The organism is Neorhizobium sp. 2083 (assembly GCF_031455615.1).
Lineage (GTDB): Bacteria > Pseudomonadota > Alphaproteobacteria > Rhizobiales > Rhizobiaceae > Neorhizobium.
Genome location: NZ_JAVDTC010000001.1, coordinates 1076686 through 1094523 on the forward strand (window position 1 = coordinate 1076686; position 17838 = coordinate 1094523).

General features: G+C 61.8%; 18 protein-coding genes. 5 read left to right on the forward strand and 13 right to left on the reverse strand.

Annotation, left to right across the window (positions count from 1 at the left end; all coding sequences use genetic code 11):
• Window positions 1–27: 27 nt before the first annotated feature.
• Window positions 28–543 (reverse strand): peptide deformylase, encoded by a 516-nt coding sequence (gene def / locus J2X76_RS05550; protein WP_113125579.1) that lies wholly within the window; start codon window positions 541–543, stop codon window positions 28–30.
• Between the two features lie 111 nt (window positions 544–654).
• Between def and J2X76_RS05555 the strand changes: the two genes are divergently transcribed.
• The 3 genes from J2X76_RS05555 (at window position 655) to J2X76_RS05565 (ending at window position 5366) form a co-directional block, all read left to right on the forward strand.
• On the forward strand, window positions 655–1860 hold the full coding sequence (locus J2X76_RS05555; RefSeq protein ID WP_310213923.1) for a DNA recombination protein RmuC: 1206 nt from the start codon (window positions 655–657) through the stop codon (window positions 1858–1860).
• Window positions 1861–1909: 49 nt separating this feature from the next.
• Window positions 1910–2809 (forward strand): ribokinase, encoded by a 900-nt coding sequence (locus J2X76_RS05560; protein ID WP_310213925.1) that lies wholly within the window; start codon window positions 1910–1912, stop codon window positions 2807–2809.
• A gap of 190 nt (window positions 2810–2999) precedes the next feature.
• Entirely contained in the window at window positions 3000–5366 is a 2367-nt protein-coding gene (locus tag J2X76_RS05565) for a methyl-accepting chemotaxis protein (protein ID WP_310213926.1), read from the forward strand.
• A 70-nt stretch (window positions 5367–5436) separates the two neighbouring features.
• On the opposite strand, the gene J2X76_RS05570 is transcribed toward J2X76_RS05565, so the two are convergent.
• A complete protein-coding gene (locus J2X76_RS05570; RefSeq protein WP_310213928.1) occupies window positions 5437–6378 on the reverse strand; it encodes a nucleoside hydrolase in 942 nt (313 codons plus the stop codon).
• Between the two features lie 197 nt (window positions 6379–6575).
• Between J2X76_RS05570 and J2X76_RS05575 the strand changes: the two genes are divergently transcribed.
• Both J2X76_RS05575 and J2X76_RS05580 read left to right on the forward strand, forming a co-directional pair.
• The gene (locus J2X76_RS05575) at window positions 6576–7004 is read left to right on the forward strand and encodes an Hsp20 family protein (protein WP_113285360.1); all 429 of its coding nucleotides are present in this window, start codon (window positions 6576–6578) and stop codon (window positions 7002–7004) included.
• A 44-nt stretch (window positions 7005–7048) separates the two neighbouring features.
• Complete coding sequence (locus J2X76_RS05580; protein WP_038539224.1) at window positions 7049–7306, forward strand: DUF1150 family protein; 258 nt, start codon at window positions 7049–7051, stop codon at window positions 7304–7306.
• Window positions 7307–7310: 4 nt separating this feature from the next.
• Here J2X76_RS05580 and trmB read toward each other — a convergent pair whose 3' ends face one another.
• The 11 genes from trmB to J2X76_RS05635 all read right to left on the reverse strand — a co-directional run bounded on the left by trmB (window position 7311) and on the right by J2X76_RS05635 (window position 17836).
• Window positions 7311–8012: a tRNA (guanosine(46)-N7)-methyltransferase TrmB gene (gene trmB / locus J2X76_RS05585; protein WP_113125574.1), complete on the reverse strand. Its 702-nt coding sequence runs from the start codon at window positions 8010–8012 to the stop codon at window positions 7311–7313.
• An 84-nt stretch (window positions 8013–8096) separates the two neighbouring features.
• Window positions 8097–9356, reverse strand: coding sequence for a methionine adenosyltransferase (metK, locus tag J2X76_RS05590; RefSeq protein ID WP_113125573.1), 1260 nt, complete (start codon window positions 9354–9356; stop codon window positions 8097–8099).
• A gap of 186 nt (window positions 9357–9542) precedes the next feature.
• On the reverse strand, window positions 9543–9962 hold the full coding sequence (locus J2X76_RS05595; RefSeq protein ID WP_113125572.1) for a helix-turn-helix domain-containing protein: 420 nt from the start codon (window positions 9960–9962) through the stop codon (window positions 9543–9545).
• Between the two features lie 152 nt (window positions 9963–10114).
• Window positions 10115–11716: an apolipoprotein N-acyltransferase gene (gene lnt / locus J2X76_RS05600; protein ID WP_310213933.1), complete on the reverse strand. Its 1602-nt coding sequence runs from the start codon at window positions 11714–11716 to the stop codon at window positions 10115–10117.
• Between the two features lie 95 nt (window positions 11717–11811).
• Window positions 11812–12999: a hemolysin family protein gene (locus J2X76_RS05605; RefSeq protein ID WP_310213935.1), complete on the reverse strand. Its 1188-nt coding sequence runs from the start codon at window positions 12997–12999 to the stop codon at window positions 11812–11814.
• A gap of 9 nt (window positions 13000–13008) precedes the next feature.
• Window positions 13009–13518 (reverse strand): rRNA maturation RNase YbeY, encoded by a 510-nt coding sequence (gene ybeY / locus J2X76_RS05610; protein WP_113125569.1) that lies wholly within the window; start codon window positions 13516–13518, stop codon window positions 13009–13011.
• 18 nt (window positions 13519–13536) lie between these two features.
• Complete coding sequence (locus J2X76_RS05615) at window positions 13537–14592, reverse strand: PhoH family protein (RefSeq protein ID WP_113125568.1); 1056 nt, start codon at window positions 14590–14592, stop codon at window positions 13537–13539.
• 24 nt (window positions 14593–14616) lie between these two features.
• Window positions 14617–16029, reverse strand: a complete 1413-nt coding sequence (gene miaB, locus J2X76_RS05620) for a tRNA (N6-isopentenyl adenosine(37)-C2)-methylthiotransferase MiaB (protein ID WP_310213937.1) — start codon at window positions 16027–16029, stop codon at window positions 14617–14619.
• A gap of 43 nt (window positions 16030–16072) precedes the next feature.
• Window positions 16073–16876, reverse strand: coding sequence for a 1-acyl-sn-glycerol-3-phosphate acyltransferase (locus J2X76_RS05625; protein ID WP_113125566.1), 804 nt, complete (start codon window positions 16874–16876; stop codon window positions 16073–16075).
• Window positions 16873–17301, reverse strand: coding sequence for a Fur family transcriptional regulator (locus J2X76_RS05630; protein WP_113125565.1), 429 nt, complete (start codon window positions 17299–17301; stop codon window positions 16873–16875). Before J2X76_RS05630 ends, J2X76_RS05625 begins: the two co-directional genes overlap by 4 nt.
• A 40-nt stretch (window positions 17302–17341) precedes the next feature.
• Window positions 17342–17836 carry a GNAT family N-acetyltransferase gene (locus J2X76_RS05635; RefSeq protein ID WP_113285294.1) on the reverse strand — a complete coding sequence of 165 codons (495 nt, stop codon included), beginning with the start codon at window positions 17834–17836 and terminating at the stop codon, window positions 17342–17344.
• Between the last annotated feature and the right edge of the window lie 2 nt (window positions 17837–17838).

Genomic DNA, 17838 nt, shown 5'->3' on the forward strand with positions numbered 1-17838 from the left:
CTTGACCCGGATCGCCCGAGCGACGGTTCAGACAGCCTTGGCCTTGGCGGCCTTGGTGAATTTCTTGATCACCATCTCACGCTTCAGCCGGGAGATATGATCGATGAAAAGCACGCCATTCAGGTGATCGATCTCATGCTGCAGGCACGTGGCGAGCAGGCCATCGGCCTCCACCACATATTCCTTGCCGTCGCGGCCGAGATGCTTGACGCTGACGATTGCCGGGCGTTCGACCTCTGCGTAATATTCCGGGATGGAGAGGCAGCCCTCTTCATACACCCCAATTTCGTCGGAGGACCTGACGATCTCCGGATTGATAAAGACCTGCGGCTGTTTTTCCTCGCCTTCGCGAGCCACGTCCACAACGAGAAGGCGCCGCGGCACGCCGATCTGGATCGCTGCCAGGCCGATACCCGGTGCGTCATACATGGTCTCGAGCATGTCGTCCGCGAGCTTCAAAAGCTCGGCGTCGATCCGCTCTATCGGCTTGGAAACCTGGCGCAGGATCGGGTCAGGCAGAATAATCAGAGGCTTGATCGTCATGGCTTCCCATAACCCATCTTTTTTTCCGAAGAAACAGAAATTACGGACCGGGGAAGCCAAATGTTCACGTTTTGATCTTTTCAAGCGGGAAAATTCTGTTAGCTTTCAGCCATGAATAATCCCGTTGCAAGCCTTTCCCGTTTTTTCGACGATCCGCGCGCTGCCGTCGTGGCGATGGTATGTGGCGGCGCGCTGCTGCTGTTCTGGCTCTTTCTGTCTTGGCGGGCATCGCGTCGCGCCCGGGAAGACGCAGCCTTGCAGGCCATGGAGAGTGAGGCCCGGCTTTCCGAGCTTCTGAGAGCACAGAGCGAGATGCAGGGCCGGCTGTCGGCCATGGCGGAGACGCTTTCGACGCGACAATCGGAGCTCAACCAGTCGGTCAGCCAGCGGCTCGACGGGATGACGCACCGGATCGGGACGACGATCACCGAACAGACCAAATCGACGCATGAGAACCTGCGGCGGCTGCAGGAGCGGCTGGCGGTGATCGATGCCGCCCAGAACAATATCCAGACGCTGGCTAAGGACGTCGTCGGCCTGCAGGCGATCCTCTCGAACAAGCAGACGCGCGGCGCCTTCGGCCAGGGCCGCATGGAAGCGATCGTCGCCGATGGATTGCCGATGGGCGCCTACGGCTTCCAGACCACGCTTTCGAACGGCACGCGTCCGGACTGCACGATCAGGATGCCGAACGGCGCGCCGCCGCTGGTGATCGATGCCAAGTTTCCGCTCGAAGCCTGGAACGCCTTTCGCGAGGCCGCTGCACCTGAAGCCCGGCGAGCTGCCGCCCAGGCCTTCAAGCGCGATCTCGAAGTGCATATCCGCGATGTCTCGGAAAAATACCTGATCCCGGGCGAAACGCAGGAAATGGCCTTCCTTTTCGTGCCGTCGGAATCGATCTTCGCGGAGATCCACGAGCATTTCGAGACCTCGGTGCAGAAAGCGCAGCGTTCTCGCATCGTCATCGTTTCCCCCTCGCTGCTGATGCTCTCTATCCAGGTCATTCAGGCTGTGCTGAAGGACCAGCGGATGCGCGAGCAGGCGCATCTCATCCAGGGCGAAGTGGCGCTGCTGATCGAGGATCTTTCGCGGCTTGACGACCGTACCCGCAAGCTGCAGGCGCATTTCTTTGCAGCGCAGAAGGATGTCGAACAGATCCTTACCTCCGCCGACAAGCTCAACCGCCGCGGCGGCAAGATCGAGGCTCTCGAACTCGAGGCTCCGGTGGAGGCTGAAGCGGCCCGCGACCTGCCGCAGGCTAAGGTGGTCGAAAGCCGCACCGGCCTTCTCAAGCTACGGGTGGTTGACGAGGAGTGACGCTCTGGGGCAGTGTCGCGCCACTTTTATCCAGCAGGCGGGCCTCCCCATGATCACTGTTCTCGGCTCCATCAACATGGACCTCGTCGCCACGACCGAGCGTCTTCCCCAACCGGGCGAGACGGTTGCGGGATCGAGTTTCGCGACGGCGGCGGGCGGCAAGGGTGCTAACCAGGCGCTGGCGGCGCGCCGTGCCGGAAGCGCCGTACATATGGCGGGAGCCGTCGGCGAAGATGGTTTTGCCGCGCCGGCGCTGGCGCTTCTTGATGACGCCAAGGTCGATCTTTCCGCAGTCGCTCGCGTCGGCGAACCTACGGGCACGGCCCTCATTTTGGTCGGCGGCACCGGCGAAAATATGATCGCTGTGGTGCCTGGCGCCAATGGCACCGTGGATGCAGTGCAGGCCAAGGCGGCAGTCGAGGCCATGAAGACCGGCGACATCCTGATGCTTCAGCTTGAAATCCCGGCCGGGACGGTGGAAGCGGCGCTCAACGCGGCCCGCGCCAAGGGCGTCCTGACGATGATCAACACCGCGCCCCTGACCGGCGATGCGGCACGGCTCACCCTGCTGGCAGATATCGTCGTCGCCAATGAAACGGAATTCGAGTTGCTGGCGGGAGGTTCTGTCCCGGACGCTGCAGCACGCCAGGCCACGTTGAAAAAACTGCATGGGGAAACCGGCCAGACATTCGTCGTCACGCTCGGAGGCGACGGCGTGATCGCGATCCGCGAAGGAGAGATCGTCACCGCCGAGGGGCTGAAGATCGAGCCGGTCGATACGGTCGGCGCCGGCGACACGTTTTGCGGTTATCTGGCCGCAAGCCTCGAACAGGGGCTCGATTTTGCGAAAGCACTTCGCCGCGCCGCGGTGGCCGGATCGCTCGCCTGCCTCACCCGTGGCGCCCAGCCGTCCATCCCGCCTGCCGAAGCGGTCGACGCCAGGGTCTGAGACGCTCCGATCAGGCACCCGCCTGTCTTTAGTCTCGGCCAGAGCTGGCCCTTACAATTTTAGCTAAAGTTAAGATATCCCTCTTAGGGTCGCGATCGATATCTCTGCGGGGACAGGATTCGATCGCGTATCCGCCTCGCGGGCAGCTCCATGAAGGGGCCTCACCTCTGTCCGCAATGCGAGGCAATCGATGTTTTCGCTCAAGATCAAGTCGCTTTCGACCAAACTCATACTGGTAACGAGCCTGGTCATCGCCGTCGTTCTGGTTCTCTCCAATTTCTTCCTGATTTCCCAGACCCGCAACCGCGTGTCGACGCTGACGATGGCGCAAGCGCAGGCCGAAGCGCGGTCGATCGCCAACGAAGTGGCCGTCGACATGGGCCAGCTTGCCGGCGCAGCGCGGTCGATCGCAGGCGTGATCGGCCGTGGCCACGCCGCCGGCTATCTCGACCGCAAGGGCGTGACCGACGCTCTCAAGGCCAATCTGGAGCAGAATGCCTTTGCCTATGGCAGCTGGTTTGCGGAAGTGCCGGGCGTATTCGACGGCAAGAACGCCGACCTTGTCGGCAACAAGGACATGGGCGCCAACAGGAAGGGTGAACTTGCCCCCTACTGGACCAAGAGCCGTACCGGCGACATCGCCTACAGCGTCTTCGACATCGATACCAAGGCGGAATGGTATTCGCTGGCGGCAACCTCGAAGAAGGGGGCGCTTACCCAGCCCTATACCGAAAGCACGACAGGCGACGCGGTCGCGATGAGCTCGGTTGCCTATCCGGTCATGTCGGGCTCGAAGTTCATCGGCGTGGCCGGTCTCGACGTCTCGCTCGCAACCCTGACGAAGAAGCTCCAGGCGATGCGGCCGTTCGGCTCCGGCCGGGTTCTTCTGGTGTCTCAAGGCGGCAACTGGATCGTGCCGATCAAAGCGGACAAGCTGATGAAGCCCGTCGAGGGCGAGAAGGCGAGCCAGCTGCTTTCCGCGCTGAAGTCCAACCAGCCCGTCCAGCTCGACAACCTGACTGCCGATGCGGCGGAACCCTATGAACGCGTCGTCTATCCGTTCACGGTCCCGGATCTCAATACCAGCTGGGCGATCGTCCTCGACGTGCCGCAGAGCGTGATCGCCGCGCCGGTTCAGGATCAGACCCTGATGATGGTGCTGGGCGGCATTGTGATCATGGGCGCCTGCATCGCGACCCTCTATTTCGGCAGCACCGTCTTCGTTCGGCGGCCTCTCGCCGCATTGCTCGGCAGCGTCGATACCCTGAGCAAGGGCCGTTTCGAACAGCCGGTCGAGGGGCAGGACCGCACCGACGAGATCGGTTCGCTCGCCGGAGCGCTCGAAGGCTTCCGCCACACGCTGGCTGACGGTTGCAGACTCGAAACGGAAGCCGAGGCGCAGCGTCATGCGGCGGAGCGCGAACGCCACCGTTCGGAAGACGAGCGTGAAGCGAATGCCCAGCAGCAGCAGCGCATTGTCAGCTCGCTTGCCAATGGCCTGGCGGAGCTCTCCAACGGCAATCTTGGCTATCGCATACAGGACGAGTTCCCGGGCGAATATGCCAAACTGAAGGTCGACTTCAACAAGGCGCTCGAAAGCCTCGAGGACACGATCGCGACGGTGAGCTCCACCGTCCACAACATCGGCAATGGCAGCCGGGAAATCACCACCGGCGCGCAGGACCTGTCGCGCCGGACGGAACAGCAGGCAGCCAGCCTCGAGGAAACCGCAGCCGCGCTTAACGAGCTCACCGCGCAGGTGAATTCAAGCGCCGAGAACGCCAGCTCCGCTGCCGCCACGGTCAACCTCGCCTGCGAGGACGCGGAGAAATCCGGCGAAGTGGTGCAGAAGGCCGTCGCCTCGATGCAGGGCATCGCCCAATCCTCTCAGGAGATTTCGCGCATCATCGGCGTGATCGACGAGATCGCCTTCCAGACCAACCTCTTGGCACTCAACGCCGGTGTCGAAGCAGCCCGCGCCGGCGAGGCTGGCAAGGGCTTTGCGGTCGTCGCCCAGGAAGTTCGCGAACTCGCCCAGCGCTCCGCCAACGCCGCCAAGGAGATCAAGGCGCTCATCAACGCCTCGACCAGCCAGGTCGGTGACGGTGTGGAACTGGTCGGCAAGGCCGGCGACACGCTGCAGAAGATCGCGGTGCAGGTGATGCAGATCAACGGGTTGATCCGTCAGATCTCGGCTTCGGCAAGCGAACAGGCCGTCGGTCTCAAGGAAGTCAACTCGGCCGTCAACCAGATGGACCAGGTGACCCAGCAGAATGCCGCCATGGTGGAAGAGACCACAGCCGCAAGCAGCGTACTGAGCACGGAAGCGGAGACGCTGAAGACTTTGGTCGCCCGGTTCCGCGTCTCCGCGCATGCTGCGGGCCACACCCAAAATGCGCCGCAGGCACTGCGCCAGGTGGCCCAGACCATGCGGGCGCCGCGGGCAAGCCAGCCGGCACCGACTCCGGCCCCGGCTCTGCGTGCCAAGCCGGCGCCAAGGGCTGCGATCTCCCATGGTTCAGCCGCCGTCGCATCCGACGACTGGCAGGAATTCTGATCGCACCTGAAGCCGAGATGCAAAAAGCCGCCGCGTAACCGGCGGCTTTTTTCTTGCGACTTTTCCCGCCTCAGAGGCGGGCGACCCGTTCCGTCAGCAATTCGAAAAAGCCGTCAGCATCGACATCGCGCATCACCTTGGCGTTCGGCTTGCGGCCGGAGACACGCCACCAGTCGACCACCGTCATGCCGACCGTCAACTCCGACTGCGTCTCGATCTCGACATTGCAGTCGCGTCCCGAGAAAAGCTGCGGCTTGAGAAGGTAAGCGATAACCGTCGGATCATGCAGCGGCCCACCATCCGAGCCGTATTTTTCGATGTCGAAGCGCTCGAAAAAGGCGAGCCAGGCGACCAGCACTTCGGCAGGGCGGGTGCCGAGCGCGGCGATCTTCTCGACGCGGGCTTTCGTCGTCAGCAATTGATGCGTGACGTCGAGCGGCATCATGACGATCGGCATGCCCGATGCGAATACGGTCTTCGCCGCTTCCGGATCGACATAGATGTTGAATTCGGCAGCCGGCGTGATGTTGCCGCCCTCGAAAAAGCCGCCGCCCATCATCACCAGTTGCTGGACGCGTGCCGCGATATCCGGTGCCTTCTCGAGGGCGAGCGCGATATTGGTAAGCGGCCCGAGCGTGCAGAGCGTCACCGTCCCTGCCGGCTCCCTACGCAGGGTCTCGATGATGAAGTCGACCGCATGCGTGTGTTTCACCGGCATGGCCGGCTCAGGAAGTTCGATGCCGTCGAGGCCGGTCCTGCCGTGAACGTGTTCCGCAGTCACCTGTGGCCGCATGGTCGGCTGCAGCGCACCTTCATAGACCGGCGCATCCGGCCTGCCGCAGAGTTCGCAGATGATCCGGAGGTTGCGGCTGGTGTAGGAAAGCGGAACGTTTCCGGCAACCGCGCAGAGGCCAAGCACCTCGATCTCGTCGGGACTTGCCAGGGCAAGCATGATCGCCGCGGCATCGTCCTGGCCCGGATCGGTATCGATGATGATTTTCCTGCGCTGCATGGATGCTCCCGTTTCTCCGCGGCTGTTATTTCACAACCTTGCGTTCTGTCAGGTATTGCATGGCCTGCATAGAGCAATCGTGACCATCTGGCCCGGTGCCCGTCCTTGCGGTCGCTGCAGCAACCTCCCATATAACGGCTAGGTTGGCGGGCCGCATGGCGGGCGTCGACATGGTCGCTTGTTGCAAGGACTGGACGATGAGCCGAATGACGCCGTTTGCGAGCCCTTTGTTGCTGGGCTTCGACGCCATGGAGAAAACCCTCGAACGCCTTGCCAAGGCGAATGACGGTTATCCCCCCTATAACATCGAACGTATTCGCGAGGACGCTTCAGGCGCACCCGAACGGCTGCGAATCACGCTGGCCGTCGCCGGCTTTTCCGAGGCCGAGCTGGATGTGACGACGGAAGAAAACCAGCTTGTCATCCGTGGACGCCAGACCGAGCAGGGCGATCGCGACTATCTTTACCGCGGCATTGCGGCGCGGCAGTTCCAGCGCGTGTTCGTGCTCGCCGACGGAATGCAGGTTTCCGGCGCCTGGCTCAAGAACGGCCTGCTCTCCGTTGACCTTATCCGGCCGGAGCCCGCCCGCATGGTGCGAAAAATTAACATTTCCGTCTCAGAGTAGGTCAACGGCGCCAATGCCGTTGCCCCTCAATGCTGGAGGCTGGAATGCTCCTGAAAGAAGCGAATACGCGTTTGACGCTGTCCGAACTTGCTCATCTGGGTGCTGGAGAGGTCGGATATATTCGCAAGATGCGGTCGGACGAAGTGTCCCGCTGCTTCCCCGAAGCCCCGGATATCGATCCCAGTCTCGATCTTTGGGCCCTGTTCGGCGCAGATGGCACGCCGATTCTTCTGACCGACAATCGCTCCAGCACCTTCTTCAAGGCAGCTGAAGACGACCTGAAGACCGTCAGCCTCCACTGACCTTTCAGGTTCTCCTGAACGTCAGATAGGCCGAGGAGCGGCCCTCCCGGCGAGCCTTGTTTTCGTATCGCGTACCGGGCCAGCCGGCGAAGGGCGTCAGCCAGTCCGAGGATTGCTCCGCCTGCCATTGAAAACCGCCATGGTCGCGGCAATGGGTCAGCGTCCAGTTGACATAAGTGTCGATGTCGGATGCGAACAGAAATAGACCGCCCGGCTTCAGCACGCGGTGGAAGCGGTCGAGATTGACCTCAGAGACAAACCGCCTTTTCCAGTGTTTCCGCTTCGGCCAGGGATCCGGATAAAGCAGGTCGATACGATCGAGCGAGGCATCCGGCAGCCAGTCCAACACCTGCGTCGCGTCGTCGTCATAAACCCGGATGTTCTTCAGTCCCAGTTCGTCCACCCGTGACAGAAGTTTCGCCATGGAATTGACGAAGGGCTCGACGCCGATGAAACCCGTCTGCGGGTTTTCCTGCGCACGGTGGACGAGGTGTTCGCCGCCGCCGAAGCCGATCTCCAGCCGCAGTTCCTCCACCGGAATGGGAAAAATCTCTGAAAGCGTTGCCGGTGCGGGAGCCTGAAGATCGAGCTTCAGCGCTGGCAGCAGGGTAGCGATGCCTTCCGCCTGGCGCTCGCGGAGCTGCTTGCCCTTGCGGCGTCCGAAAAAGGCTTCGGTGCTGCGGCTCGGGTGCTGCGGTTCGGTCATAGGCTGGTCTCTCACGATAAAAGCGGGCGTCTCCGTCAGGAGGCACCCGCTTTACAGTTTTATGGAGCTATCCGTAAAGGCCGATCAGGCGGCCTTGAGGGTATCTTCCTTCAGGGCGTCCTTGAGCGGCTTCACCAGATCCGTCTTCTCCCAGGAGAAGGAGCCGTCGCGGCCGGACTTGCGGCCGAAATGACCGTAGGCGGAAGTCTTGGCATAGATCGGCTTGTTGAGGTCGAGATGGCGGCGGATGCCGGTCGGAGAGAGGTCCATGACCTTGCGGATAGCGGTTTCCACCTGGTCTTCCGTCGTGCCCTTGCCAGTGCCGTGCAGGTCGACATAGATCGACAGCGGCTGGGCGATGCCGATTGCGTAGGAAATCTGGATCGTGCAGCGGTCGGCAATGCCGGCAGCGACGACGTTCTTCGCCAGGTAGCGGGCAGCATAGGCGGCCGAACGGTCGACCTTGGTCGTGTCCTTGCCGGAGAATGCGCCGCCGCCGTGGGGAGCCGCACCGCCGTAGGTGTCGACGATGATCTTGCGGCCGGTCAGGCCAGCGTCACCATCCGGGCCGCCGATGACGAACTTGCCGGTCGGGTTGATGTACCACTTGCAATCCTTGTCGATCGGCAGGTCACCGAGGGCTTCGCGGATATAGGGCTCAACGACCTGGCGGACCTTCTTGGAATCCCAGCTGCCGTCGAGGTGCTGGGTGGACAGAACGATCGAGTCGACGGCGGCTGGCTTGCCGTTCTCATAGCGTACGGTCACCTGGCTCTTGGCGTCCGGACCGAGCTTGCCGGCGTCACCCTCGCCCTTCTTGCGGGCGGTGGCGAGCAGCTGCAGGATCTTGTGGGAATAATAGATCGGCGCCGGCATGAGGTCCGGCGTTTCCTTGCAGGCGTAACCGAACATGATGCCCTGGTCGCCGGCCCCTTCATCGCCCTGCTTGTCGGCAGCGCTGTCGACGCCCTGCGCGATATCTGCGGACTGGGAGTGCAGCAGCACGTCGATCTTGGCGGTCTTCCAGTGGAAACCGTCCTGCTCGTAGCCGATGTCGCGGATCGCCTTACGGGCGGCCGACTTGAACTTCGAGGGATTGATGACGTCGTTGCCGTCCTTGTCCTTCTTCATCAGGCTCGGCGGCAGGCGGACTTCGCCGGCAATGACCACGCGATTCGTGGTTGCGAGCGTCTCGCAGGCAATGCGCACGGTCCAGGGATCGACGCCGGTCTTGGCCGCTTCGCGGTACACAAGATCTACAATTTCATCGGAGATACGATCACAAACCTTGTCCGGATGGCCCTCGGCCACGGACTCGCTGGTGAACAGATAACTTGCGCGCATTACGGGATTCCCCTCAAAGAAACGAACGCACCTTTGTTAGTGATTTCCAGCGAGAAAAACAAGCGTACAACGACATAAATATATCTTTATGTGTGCAATCCGGACATTCCCGCAACACTCCGATCTGTGCAGCAGGCAACAAAAAAGCGGCCCTGAGGCCGCTTCCATGCTGCTATCGAAGGAGCGTTACTCGCCCTCGGCGTCCGCTGCCAGAGCCTTGACGAGATCAACCACACGCCGACGAACTTTCGGATCGGAAATCTTCACGAAAGCCCGATTGAGTTGCAGGCCCTCGGAAGACGAAAGGAAATCGACCACGTAGTTGGAGCTCGAGGCTTCCGCCATGCCGCCCTGGCCGCCGCCCTGATCGCCCGGCGCATCCTCGAAGAAAAAGGACACCGGCACGTTGAGAATGCTGGAAATGTTCTGCAGACGGCTGGCGCCAACGCGGTTGGTGCCCTTCTCGTATTTCTGGATCTGCTGGAACGTAATGCCAAGGCTTTCACCCAGCTTTTCCTGGCTCATTCCGAGCATGGTCCGGCGAAGGCGAATCCGGCTCCCGACATGAATATCGATCGGGTTCGGCTTCTTTTTGTTTTCAATCATAACGATGTCCTGACGACGTTTGTTGTTCAATCCTCACAACCCGGTCTGCGTGTGGAGATACACTTCGTGCGGCTGGTCACAACAGGCTCAACGTTTGAAGCATACGGCGAGACGAAAGGCTGGGACCACTATGCAATTTTAGGGGTTTTTGGTCAATTCGTCCGAAAATTAAAACCAACGCGCGAGACGGCTGCAATCAACAACATGAGCAAAAGAACCAACCAGAAGTGCTGTTCCCGAGCGCGCGCATCCCAATGCGGGATCGAAATACTTCCCAAGGTTGCGTCTATCACGCCTTTTTGATTGTAATCCATAGCGCGTATTAGCCTTCCGAAGGGGTCGACAACCGCCGAAACCCCGGTATTTGCCCCGCGAATCAGTGGCAGGCCGTTTTCGACCGCACGGATTCTGGCCTGCTGGAAGTGTTGGTAAGGCCCCGGCGTCGCTCCAAACCAGCCGTCATTGGTGACGTTCAGCAGTGCGCTCGCGCGCTCCACCTCCTGCCCGATTTCGTTCGGGAAGATCGCCTCGTAACAGATCAGCGGATAGAAGGTCCTGCCGCCAGGCAAGGTCAGCATGGCGCGTACCGGCGCGGCACTGAACCCGCCCGGCATGGCGATGGCATCGGGGATTCCGAGATTGCGCAGCAGATCCTCATAGGGGACGTATTCCCCGAACGGGACGAGATGCACCTTGTCGGACGCCGAGACGATCTGGCCTTCGCTGTCGATCACATAGATGGAATTGTAGAAACGCGGCGCGGAGCCCGCACCTGCATCTTCCGAGCGGACCGCACCGGTGATCAGAACCTGGCCGTCCTGCAGCACCTCGGCGATGCGGGTCAACGCGTCCGGGTTCTGGGTCAGAATGAAGGGCACCGAGGTTTCCGGCCAGACGACGATATCCGGTCGCTTGCCACCGTCTTGCGGCGGCAAGGCGGATAGCGCCAGATGCTCCTCGAAGATTGCCGCGCGTTCGGCATCGTCCAGCTTTCGCGCCTGGTCGATCACCGGCTGCACGATGCGGACGACAGGCTGGCTGTCGGCGGACGGAGCCGGAGCGGCATCGGCGACGCGAAGCCGATAGGCGCCATAACCGAGATGGGCGGCCAACAGCAGGACCGCCAGCGTCAAACCGATCTTCATGCCCTTTCCGGTGGCGATCAGGGCGGGGGCTGAAAACACGAAGACGGCGAGCACGGTCACGCCGAAAATGCCGAGGAAGGCTGCAGACTGCATCATCAGCGGCATGGGCATTGCGCCATAACCGATCGCATTCCAGGGAAAGCCGGTGGCAACGAAGCCGCGCAGCCATTCGGCAAGGCCGAAACCGAAGGCGAGCGAGGCGATCCGCCCGAAACCGTCGGACCAGAAGATGCGCGCGACCGCCGTCGCTAGACCATAGAAGAGGGCGAGATAGGCCGGCAGGCCGAGAACCGCGAGCGGCAGGGCCCAGGCGAATTCGTCCGCTTCCACCAGGAGCGCATTGCCGAGCCACCAGAGGCCGGCGACGAAATACCCGAAACCGAAGACCCAACCGATCCAGAAGGCCGAGCGGAACCGCGCAAACCAGCCTCCATCCGGATGGCCGGTCGAACCGTCGATCAGCCAGACAAGCAGCGTGAAGGAGACGAAAAGCGCCGCAAAGAAGCCGAAGGGCGGTAGCGCGAGCGCGCCGAGCGCGCCTGCCAGGAAAGCGACGACGATGCGCGGGAAGCCCCAGAGAAGCATGATCCTGCCCGCCAGCCGCACCATTTATGTTCCCTTCCGCCCCGAATCAGCCGCTGCAGTCTTTCAAAAAAAGGGGGGCTTGTCGTGAGGTCAAAGCGGCGTGGACGCCTGCGGGATCATCATCCGGCCTGATGATTGGGCCGATCGGCATCCTGGGCGGATGGGGCGGGTAGCAAGACGGTGGTCGGTGTCTGATCGGTGAGCAGCATTTCGCCCTCGCCTTTCTGACGGCGGCGGGTGAGTGCCCGCTTGCGCAGGATCCGCACGCGCTTGATGCGGCGAGGGTCGGCTTCCAGGATCTGGAATTCGAAGCCCGGCACCGCCTGCACCACTTCGCCGCGCACCGGAATACGGCCAAGGGCAGAGAAGATCAGGCCGCCCAGCGTATCGACGTCTTCGAGGCGATCGCGAATGTCGAAATCCGGACCGATCGCTTCCGCGATCTCTTCCAGTTCGATACGCGCATCGGCCAGGAACACATCCTCGCCGGTGCGGGAGAACAGGGCTTCGTCGTTGTCATGCTCGTCCTCGACGTCGCCGATCACCATTTCGACGATATCCTCGTGGGTGACGAGACCGTCGGTGCCGCCGTATTCGTCGATGACGAGCGCCAGCTGGGTGCGGGCGGCCTGCATGCTCTGCATCAGGTCGGATGCAAGCATCGAAGGCGGCACGAACAGGATCTTGCGGATCAGTCCGGCTTCGGCAACCGTCTGTTCGAGATCGACACGGCCGAGATCGAAGGCAGGCCGCGGCGTGCGCACGGTCTTTTCAGCCTTTTCCGGCTTGTCTGCGGCAAGCGGCATCGGCTGGGCGGGCGCCGCACGCCCACTGGTGCGCCGCTTGTTGCGCGCCTGCTTGGCGAGATAGGACAGAAGATCGCGGATATGGACCATGCCGCGCGGGTCGTCGAGCGTATCGCTGTAGACCGGCATGCGCGAGCGGCCGGTTTCCTCGAAATGGATCATCAGCTCGCCGATGGTCATGGTCATATCGACCGCCTCGATATCGGCGCGAGGTACCATGATGTCCTCGACACGGATCTCACGGAAGCGGAGGATGTTGTGCAGCATCGCCCGTTCCTCGGGCGAAAACGCATTGCTGACATTGGCGTCGGTCATCAAAGCATCGGCGAGATCCTCGCGGAGCTTCTCACCCTGCGACGGCCTGAGCAGCCTGACCGCGCGCGACCAGAAAGAGCTTTGGTGTTTTTGGGCTTCCGCTCGAGACGGACTACTGCCCTCTTCCGAGGAACTCGAGTCGGCGTCCTTGCCCTCGCGGGCGGGATTTGTCGAAAAGTCGTTCATTGGTCCAGACTATACTATCGGGTCTTGCCCCGCATAGGGGTCAGATAGGCCAAGCACGGCCAAAATGCGAGTCTCCAACGCTTCCATTCTTTCCGCTTCGTCCGTTTCCATATGGTCGTAACCGAACAAATGCAGGAAACCATGGACGAGCAGATGGGTCAGATGATCCTCGAAACTCTTGTCAAGATCAACCGCCTCCCGCTCGACCGTCTCGCGGGCGATGACGATATCGCCCAGCATCGGCCCCGGCATCTTGCCGGGTTCGAGCGGAAAGGCGGGGAAAGACAGCACGTTGGTCGGCTTGTCCTTGCCGCGCCATTCGGCGTTGATTTCCTTGATCGCCGCGTCGTCGGTAAAGACCAGCGACAGTTCCGGGGCGATTTTGGGGAAAGGCTGCTTTTCCTGCCTCGCCAGGAATTCGGCCGCTGCTTCGAGCGTCTTTTCGCTCAAGGCCATAAGGGCCGGCTCTTCGGGCCAGCCCTCGTCTTCAATGCTGATCTGTATGTCGAGTTGGGGCATGAGGTCTGGAGCCGACCGTTACCGGTCGACTTCCTCGCTTTCCTCATGGACGGCATATTGCGCGTCATAGGCCCGGACGATGCGGCCGACCAGCGGATGGCGGACCACGTCGGTATCCTTGAAGCGGATCACCGAGATGCCCTCAACGCCCTTCAGGATCTGCAGCGCTTCCACCAGGCCGGATTTGACGCCGCGCGGCAGATCGACCTGGCTCGGGTCGCCGGTGACGATCATCCGGGCATTTTCGCCGAGACGGGTCAGGAACATCTTCATCTGCATGGACGTGGTGTTCTGCGCCTCGTCGAGAATGACGGCGGCATTCGCGAGCGTGCGGCCACGCATGAAGGCAAGCGGCGCGATTTCGATGACGCCGGCGGTAATCGCCCGCTCCACCTTGTCGCCGGGCATCATGTCGTAGAGGGCGTCATAAAGCGGCCGCAGGTAGGGATCGACCTTGTCCTTCATGTCGCCGGGCAGGAAGCCCAGGCGCTCGCCGGCTTCGACGGCCGGGCGCGACAGGATGATCCGATCGACGGCACCGCGTTCCAGAAGCTGGGCAGCGTGCGCAACGGCAAGATAGGTCTTGCCGGTACCGGCAGGACCTACGCCGAAGACAAGCTCCGAGCGCTCGAGCGCCCGCATATAGGCGTCCTGGGTCGGGGTGCGCGCGACGACCGTCTTCTTCTTGGTGGAAATCTGGCTCATGGAGAGCTTGGCTTTTTTCTCGAGCGTCGGCAGCTGCAGCTGGTCGTCCGCCGCCTGCGCCATGCGGATCGCGCCATCGACATCGGAAGTATCGACCGAGCCGCCCTTCTGGATCCGCTCGTAGAGGAAATCCAGCGCACGGCGCGCCTGGTTGGTCGCGACGAGATCGCCGGAGATCGCCACCGAATTGCCGCGTGCCCGGGCATCGATATGAAGCCGCTCTTCGAGAAGTTTGAGATTCTGATCGAACTGACCGAAAAGCTCGCTGGCGAACCTATTGTTCTCGAACGTCAGGACAAAGTGATTGGCGTCGGTAGCGGCGGTGCGGGGGTGGCGCGCGGATGAAGAAACCAATTCATGTCCGTTCAAGTAGGCAAGCTCCTCGATGTTAGCTCAGGCTCCTATTAAACTCCCTGCCGGGTCGGCAAACAAGCTGTTCGGGCCGGTTCCACTGATTCGTACCTGGATAATGTCACCGATTTGCGATGTTTTTGCATCAACATTCACAGACTGGAGCCAGGGAGAACGTCCGATGACCTGTCCCGGCATGCGACCGGGCTTTTCCAGCAACAGGTCGATGACCTTTCCGACGCAGGATTTGGCGAAATCGGCCTGCTGTTTCAAGAGCAGGGCCTGCAATCTTTCGAGCCGCTCCGCCTTTACCTCTTCCGCCACCTGATCGGTCAGATCGGCGCCAGGCGTGCCCGGGCGGGTCGAATATTTGAAAGAATAGGCCTGGGCGTAGTTCACGTCCTCGACGAGGCGGAGCGTATCTTCGAAGTCCTTGTCCGTCTCGCCCGGGAAACCGACGATGAAATCGCCGGCGATGGCGATGTCCGGCCGGGCCTCGCGGATGCGCTCGATCAGGCGCAGATATTCAGCGCCGGTGTGGCGGCGGTTCATAGCCTTCAGGATACGGTCCGAACCTGCCTGGACCGGCAGATGCAGGTAGGGCATCAGGGTGCGCAGATCGCGATGAGCCTCGATCAGCCGGTCGTCCATGTCGCGCGGATGACTGGTCGTATAACGCAGACGCGCCAGGCCCGGAATTTCCGCCAGACGATACAGCAGGTCGCCGAGGCTCCATTCGCCGCCATCTGGGCCTTCCGCCCGCCAGGCATTGACGTTCTGGCCGAGCAGCGTGATCTCGCGCACGCCGCCGTCAACGAGCCGCCAGGCTTCGTCGACGATCTGCTGGACGGGACGGGAAACTTCCGACCCACGGGTATAGGGCACGACGCAGAACGTGCAGAACTTGTCACAGCCCTCCTGAACGGTGAGGAAGGCGGTGACGCCGCGGGCGCGGATCTTTGCCTTTTCCGTTGCAGGCAGATGCTCGAACTTGTCCTCGACCGCATATTCCGTATCGACCACCGGCTTGCCGCCGCGGGCCTGTTTCAGCGCCTGCGGCAGGCGGTGGTAGGTCTGAGGGCCGATCACCACGTCGACAGCCGGCGCGCGGCGGATGATTTCCTCGCCTTCGGCCTGGGCAACACAGCCGGCAACGCCGATCATCAGTTCCCGGCCTTCGGCGGCGCGCGCCTTTTTCATGTCGCGCAGGCGGCCGAGGGCCGAATAGACCTTGTCTGCCGCCTTCTCGCGGATATGACAGGTGTTGAGGAGGATCAGGTCGGCCTCCCCCATCTCCTCGGTCGGCACGTAACCTTCGCTCGCCAGCGCATCGCTCATGCGGCCTGAATCATAGACATTCATCTGGCAGCCGTAGGTCTTGATGAAGACCTTGCGGGAATTCGGGCGGTGGACCGGCTCGTCGGCAGGCAGGGGCAAGGAGACGTGTTCGTTCATGGCTCGCTCCATACCGCAAGAAGACCCGGAAATGAAGCGTTTCCTAAAGCGCTTCGTAGTCGCGGCCCCGCAGGTGGCGGATCAGCATGAGGCGCATGCGGCTGGTCACCGCCTGACTGAGATGCTTGCGATTGTCTCCCGCACGGAATTCCACCGTCTCGCCGAAGGCCACGTCCACGTCGAGGGCCCCTTCCTTCAGGATGCCGAGCAGATGCGGCATGAGCTCTATATCGCCCGGCCACGCGGCAATCGGGCGGTGATAACGGCCCATAGCCATGCCTTGGATCCGGGTATAGGCGATCGCCACCGGCTGAACATGCACGACACCTTCCGGCGAATGCTGGACGGCCGCGGCGGCCGCGCCGAACAACGACGACTTTACCTCCAGAAGCCGGTTGCCGTCGGATGTGGTGCCTTCGGGAAAGAGGACGACGATCTCGCCGGCCGCCATGCGCTCGGCGATCTCGTTCACCTGGTCGCCGGCGCGGCGCTTCTGTTCGCGGACCACGAAGATGCTCTTCTGCAGCTTGGCAAGCGTGCCGAAGACCGGCCATTCCGAGACTTCCATCTTGGCAATGAAAACGACGTCGGCGATCGCCCCCAGCACGAGAATGTCTTTCCACGATGCATGATTGCAGGCGAGCATCAGCGGCCGGCGGTGCTCCAGCTTGCCGTGGATATGAATACGGATGCCAAGCAGGAAACAGGCGCTCCTGTGCCAGTAGCGCGGGATATACCGGCGGATTTTAAGATCGAGGGCGAGCCCCAGGAGCTGAAACGGCCACAGGATCAGCGTCACTGCGAAAAGAGCGACAATAACGAAGCCGATCCGGGCCCAGGTAATCACTTATCGTCCTTGTCCAGCGGGATACCGTAAAGCTCCAGCCGGTGGCCGACGAGACGGAAGCCGTGCTCGCGGGCAATACGCTCCTGCAGCGCCTCGATCTCCGCCGAGCGGAACTCGATGACGGTACCGGTGTTGAGATCGATCATATGGTCATGATGCTCCTCGGGCACCGTCTCGTAGCGCGAGCGGCCGTCGCGGAAATCGTGACGCTCGATGATCCCCTCGTCCTCGAAGAGTTTCACCGTGCGGTAGACCGTCGAGATCGAGATGCGCGAATCGACCTTGGACGAACGGCGATAGAGCTCCTCGACATCCGGATGGTCATCGGATTCCTGCAGGATACGCGCGATGACACGGCGTTGATCCGTCATTCGCATACCCTTTTCGGCACACAGCTCCTCCAGGGTTTTGGAAAGGTCTGTCATGTCGTTTTGGCCTCGAAACGTTCGCGTAGAAACTAACGGACTAGCGAAGAACGCGGCTCATGACAAGCGCCGTGGATCGCCTGCCATCCGGCCCGGCATAATAGGCTGGCCTTTCGCCGACTTTCTGGAATCCAAGCTTGCGATAAAGCTCGACGGCGGGGCGATTGGCTGTCTCCACTTCCAGGAACATGCTCTCCCCGCCCCGTGATGCCGCCTCGCGCAAAGCCGCCTGCATCAGGCGCCAGCCAAGCCCCACACGGCCGAATTTCTCGTTGACGGCGACCGTCAGGATCTCCGCCTCGCCGGCCGCCTCACGCGACAGAACGAAACCGCCGAGCGGCTTCGAAAAGAACGCATTGGTCTGGCGGGCAACAAAACCGAAGACGTTGTGCTGCAGAAGCAGGTTCTGGAATTCGCCATCGCTCCATTGGCGGGGAAATCGCTGGCCATGCAGCTCGGAGATTTCCAGGCAATCGCCGGCCTCCATCGGCACGACTTCGAAATACGGCTTCCAGGTCAGGTAATCGTCGAACATCG

Excerpts from the sequence above, each read along its gene's own strand:
- def (WP_113125579.1), bottom strand. The coding sequence starts at position 543 with ATGACGATCAAGCCTCTGATTATTCTGCCTGACCCGATCCTGCGCCAG.
- J2X76_RS05555 (WP_310213923.1), top strand. The coding sequence starts at position 655 with ATGAATAATCCCGTTGCAAGCCTTTCCCGTTTTTTCGACGATCCGCGC.
- J2X76_RS05560 (WP_310213925.1), top strand. The coding sequence starts at position 1,910 with ATGATCACTGTTCTCGGCTCCATCAACATGGACCTCGTCGCCACGACC.
- J2X76_RS05565 (WP_310213926.1), top strand. The coding sequence starts at position 3,000 with ATGTTTTCGCTCAAGATCAAGTCGCTTTCGACCAAACTCATACTGGTA.
- J2X76_RS05570 (WP_310213928.1), bottom strand. The coding sequence starts at position 6,378 with ATGCAGCGCAGGAAAATCATCATCGATACCGATCCGGGCCAGGACGAT.
- J2X76_RS05575 (WP_113285360.1), top strand. The coding sequence starts at position 6,576 with ATGAGCCGAATGACGCCGTTTGCGAGCCCTTTGTTGCTGGGCTTCGAC.
- J2X76_RS05580 (WP_038539224.1), top strand. The coding sequence starts at position 7,049 with ATGCTCCTGAAAGAAGCGAATACGCGTTTGACGCTGTCCGAACTTGCT.
- trmB (WP_113125574.1), bottom strand. The coding sequence starts at position 8,012 with ATGACCGAACCGCAGCACCCGAGCCGCAGCACCGAAGCCTTTTTCGGA.
- metK (WP_113125573.1), bottom strand. The coding sequence starts at position 9,356 with ATGCGCGCAAGTTATCTGTTCACCAGCGAGTCCGTGGCCGAGGGCCAT.
- J2X76_RS05595 (WP_113125572.1), bottom strand. The coding sequence starts at position 9,962 with ATGATTGAAAACAAAAAGAAGCCGAACCCGATCGATATTCATGTCGGG.
- lnt (WP_310213933.1), bottom strand. The coding sequence starts at position 11,716 with ATGGTGCGGCTGGCGGGCAGGATCATGCTTCTCTGGGGCTTCCCGCGC.
- J2X76_RS05605 (WP_310213935.1), bottom strand. The coding sequence starts at position 12,999 with ATGAACGACTTTTCGACAAATCCCGCCCGCGAGGGCAAGGACGCCGAC.
- ybeY (WP_113125569.1), bottom strand. The coding sequence starts at position 13,518 with ATGCCCCAACTCGACATACAGATCAGCATTGAAGACGAGGGCTGGCCC.
- miaB (WP_310213937.1), bottom strand. The coding sequence starts at position 16,029 with ATGAACGAACACGTCTCCTTGCCCCTGCCTGCCGACGAGCCGGTCCAC.
- J2X76_RS05630 (WP_113125565.1), bottom strand. The coding sequence starts at position 17,301 with ATGACAGACCTTTCCAAAACCCTGGAGGAGCTGTGTGCCGAAAAGGGT.
- J2X76_RS05635 (WP_113285294.1), bottom strand. The coding sequence starts at position 17,836 with ATGTTCGACGATTACCTGACCTGGAAGCCGTATTTCGAAGTCGTGCCG.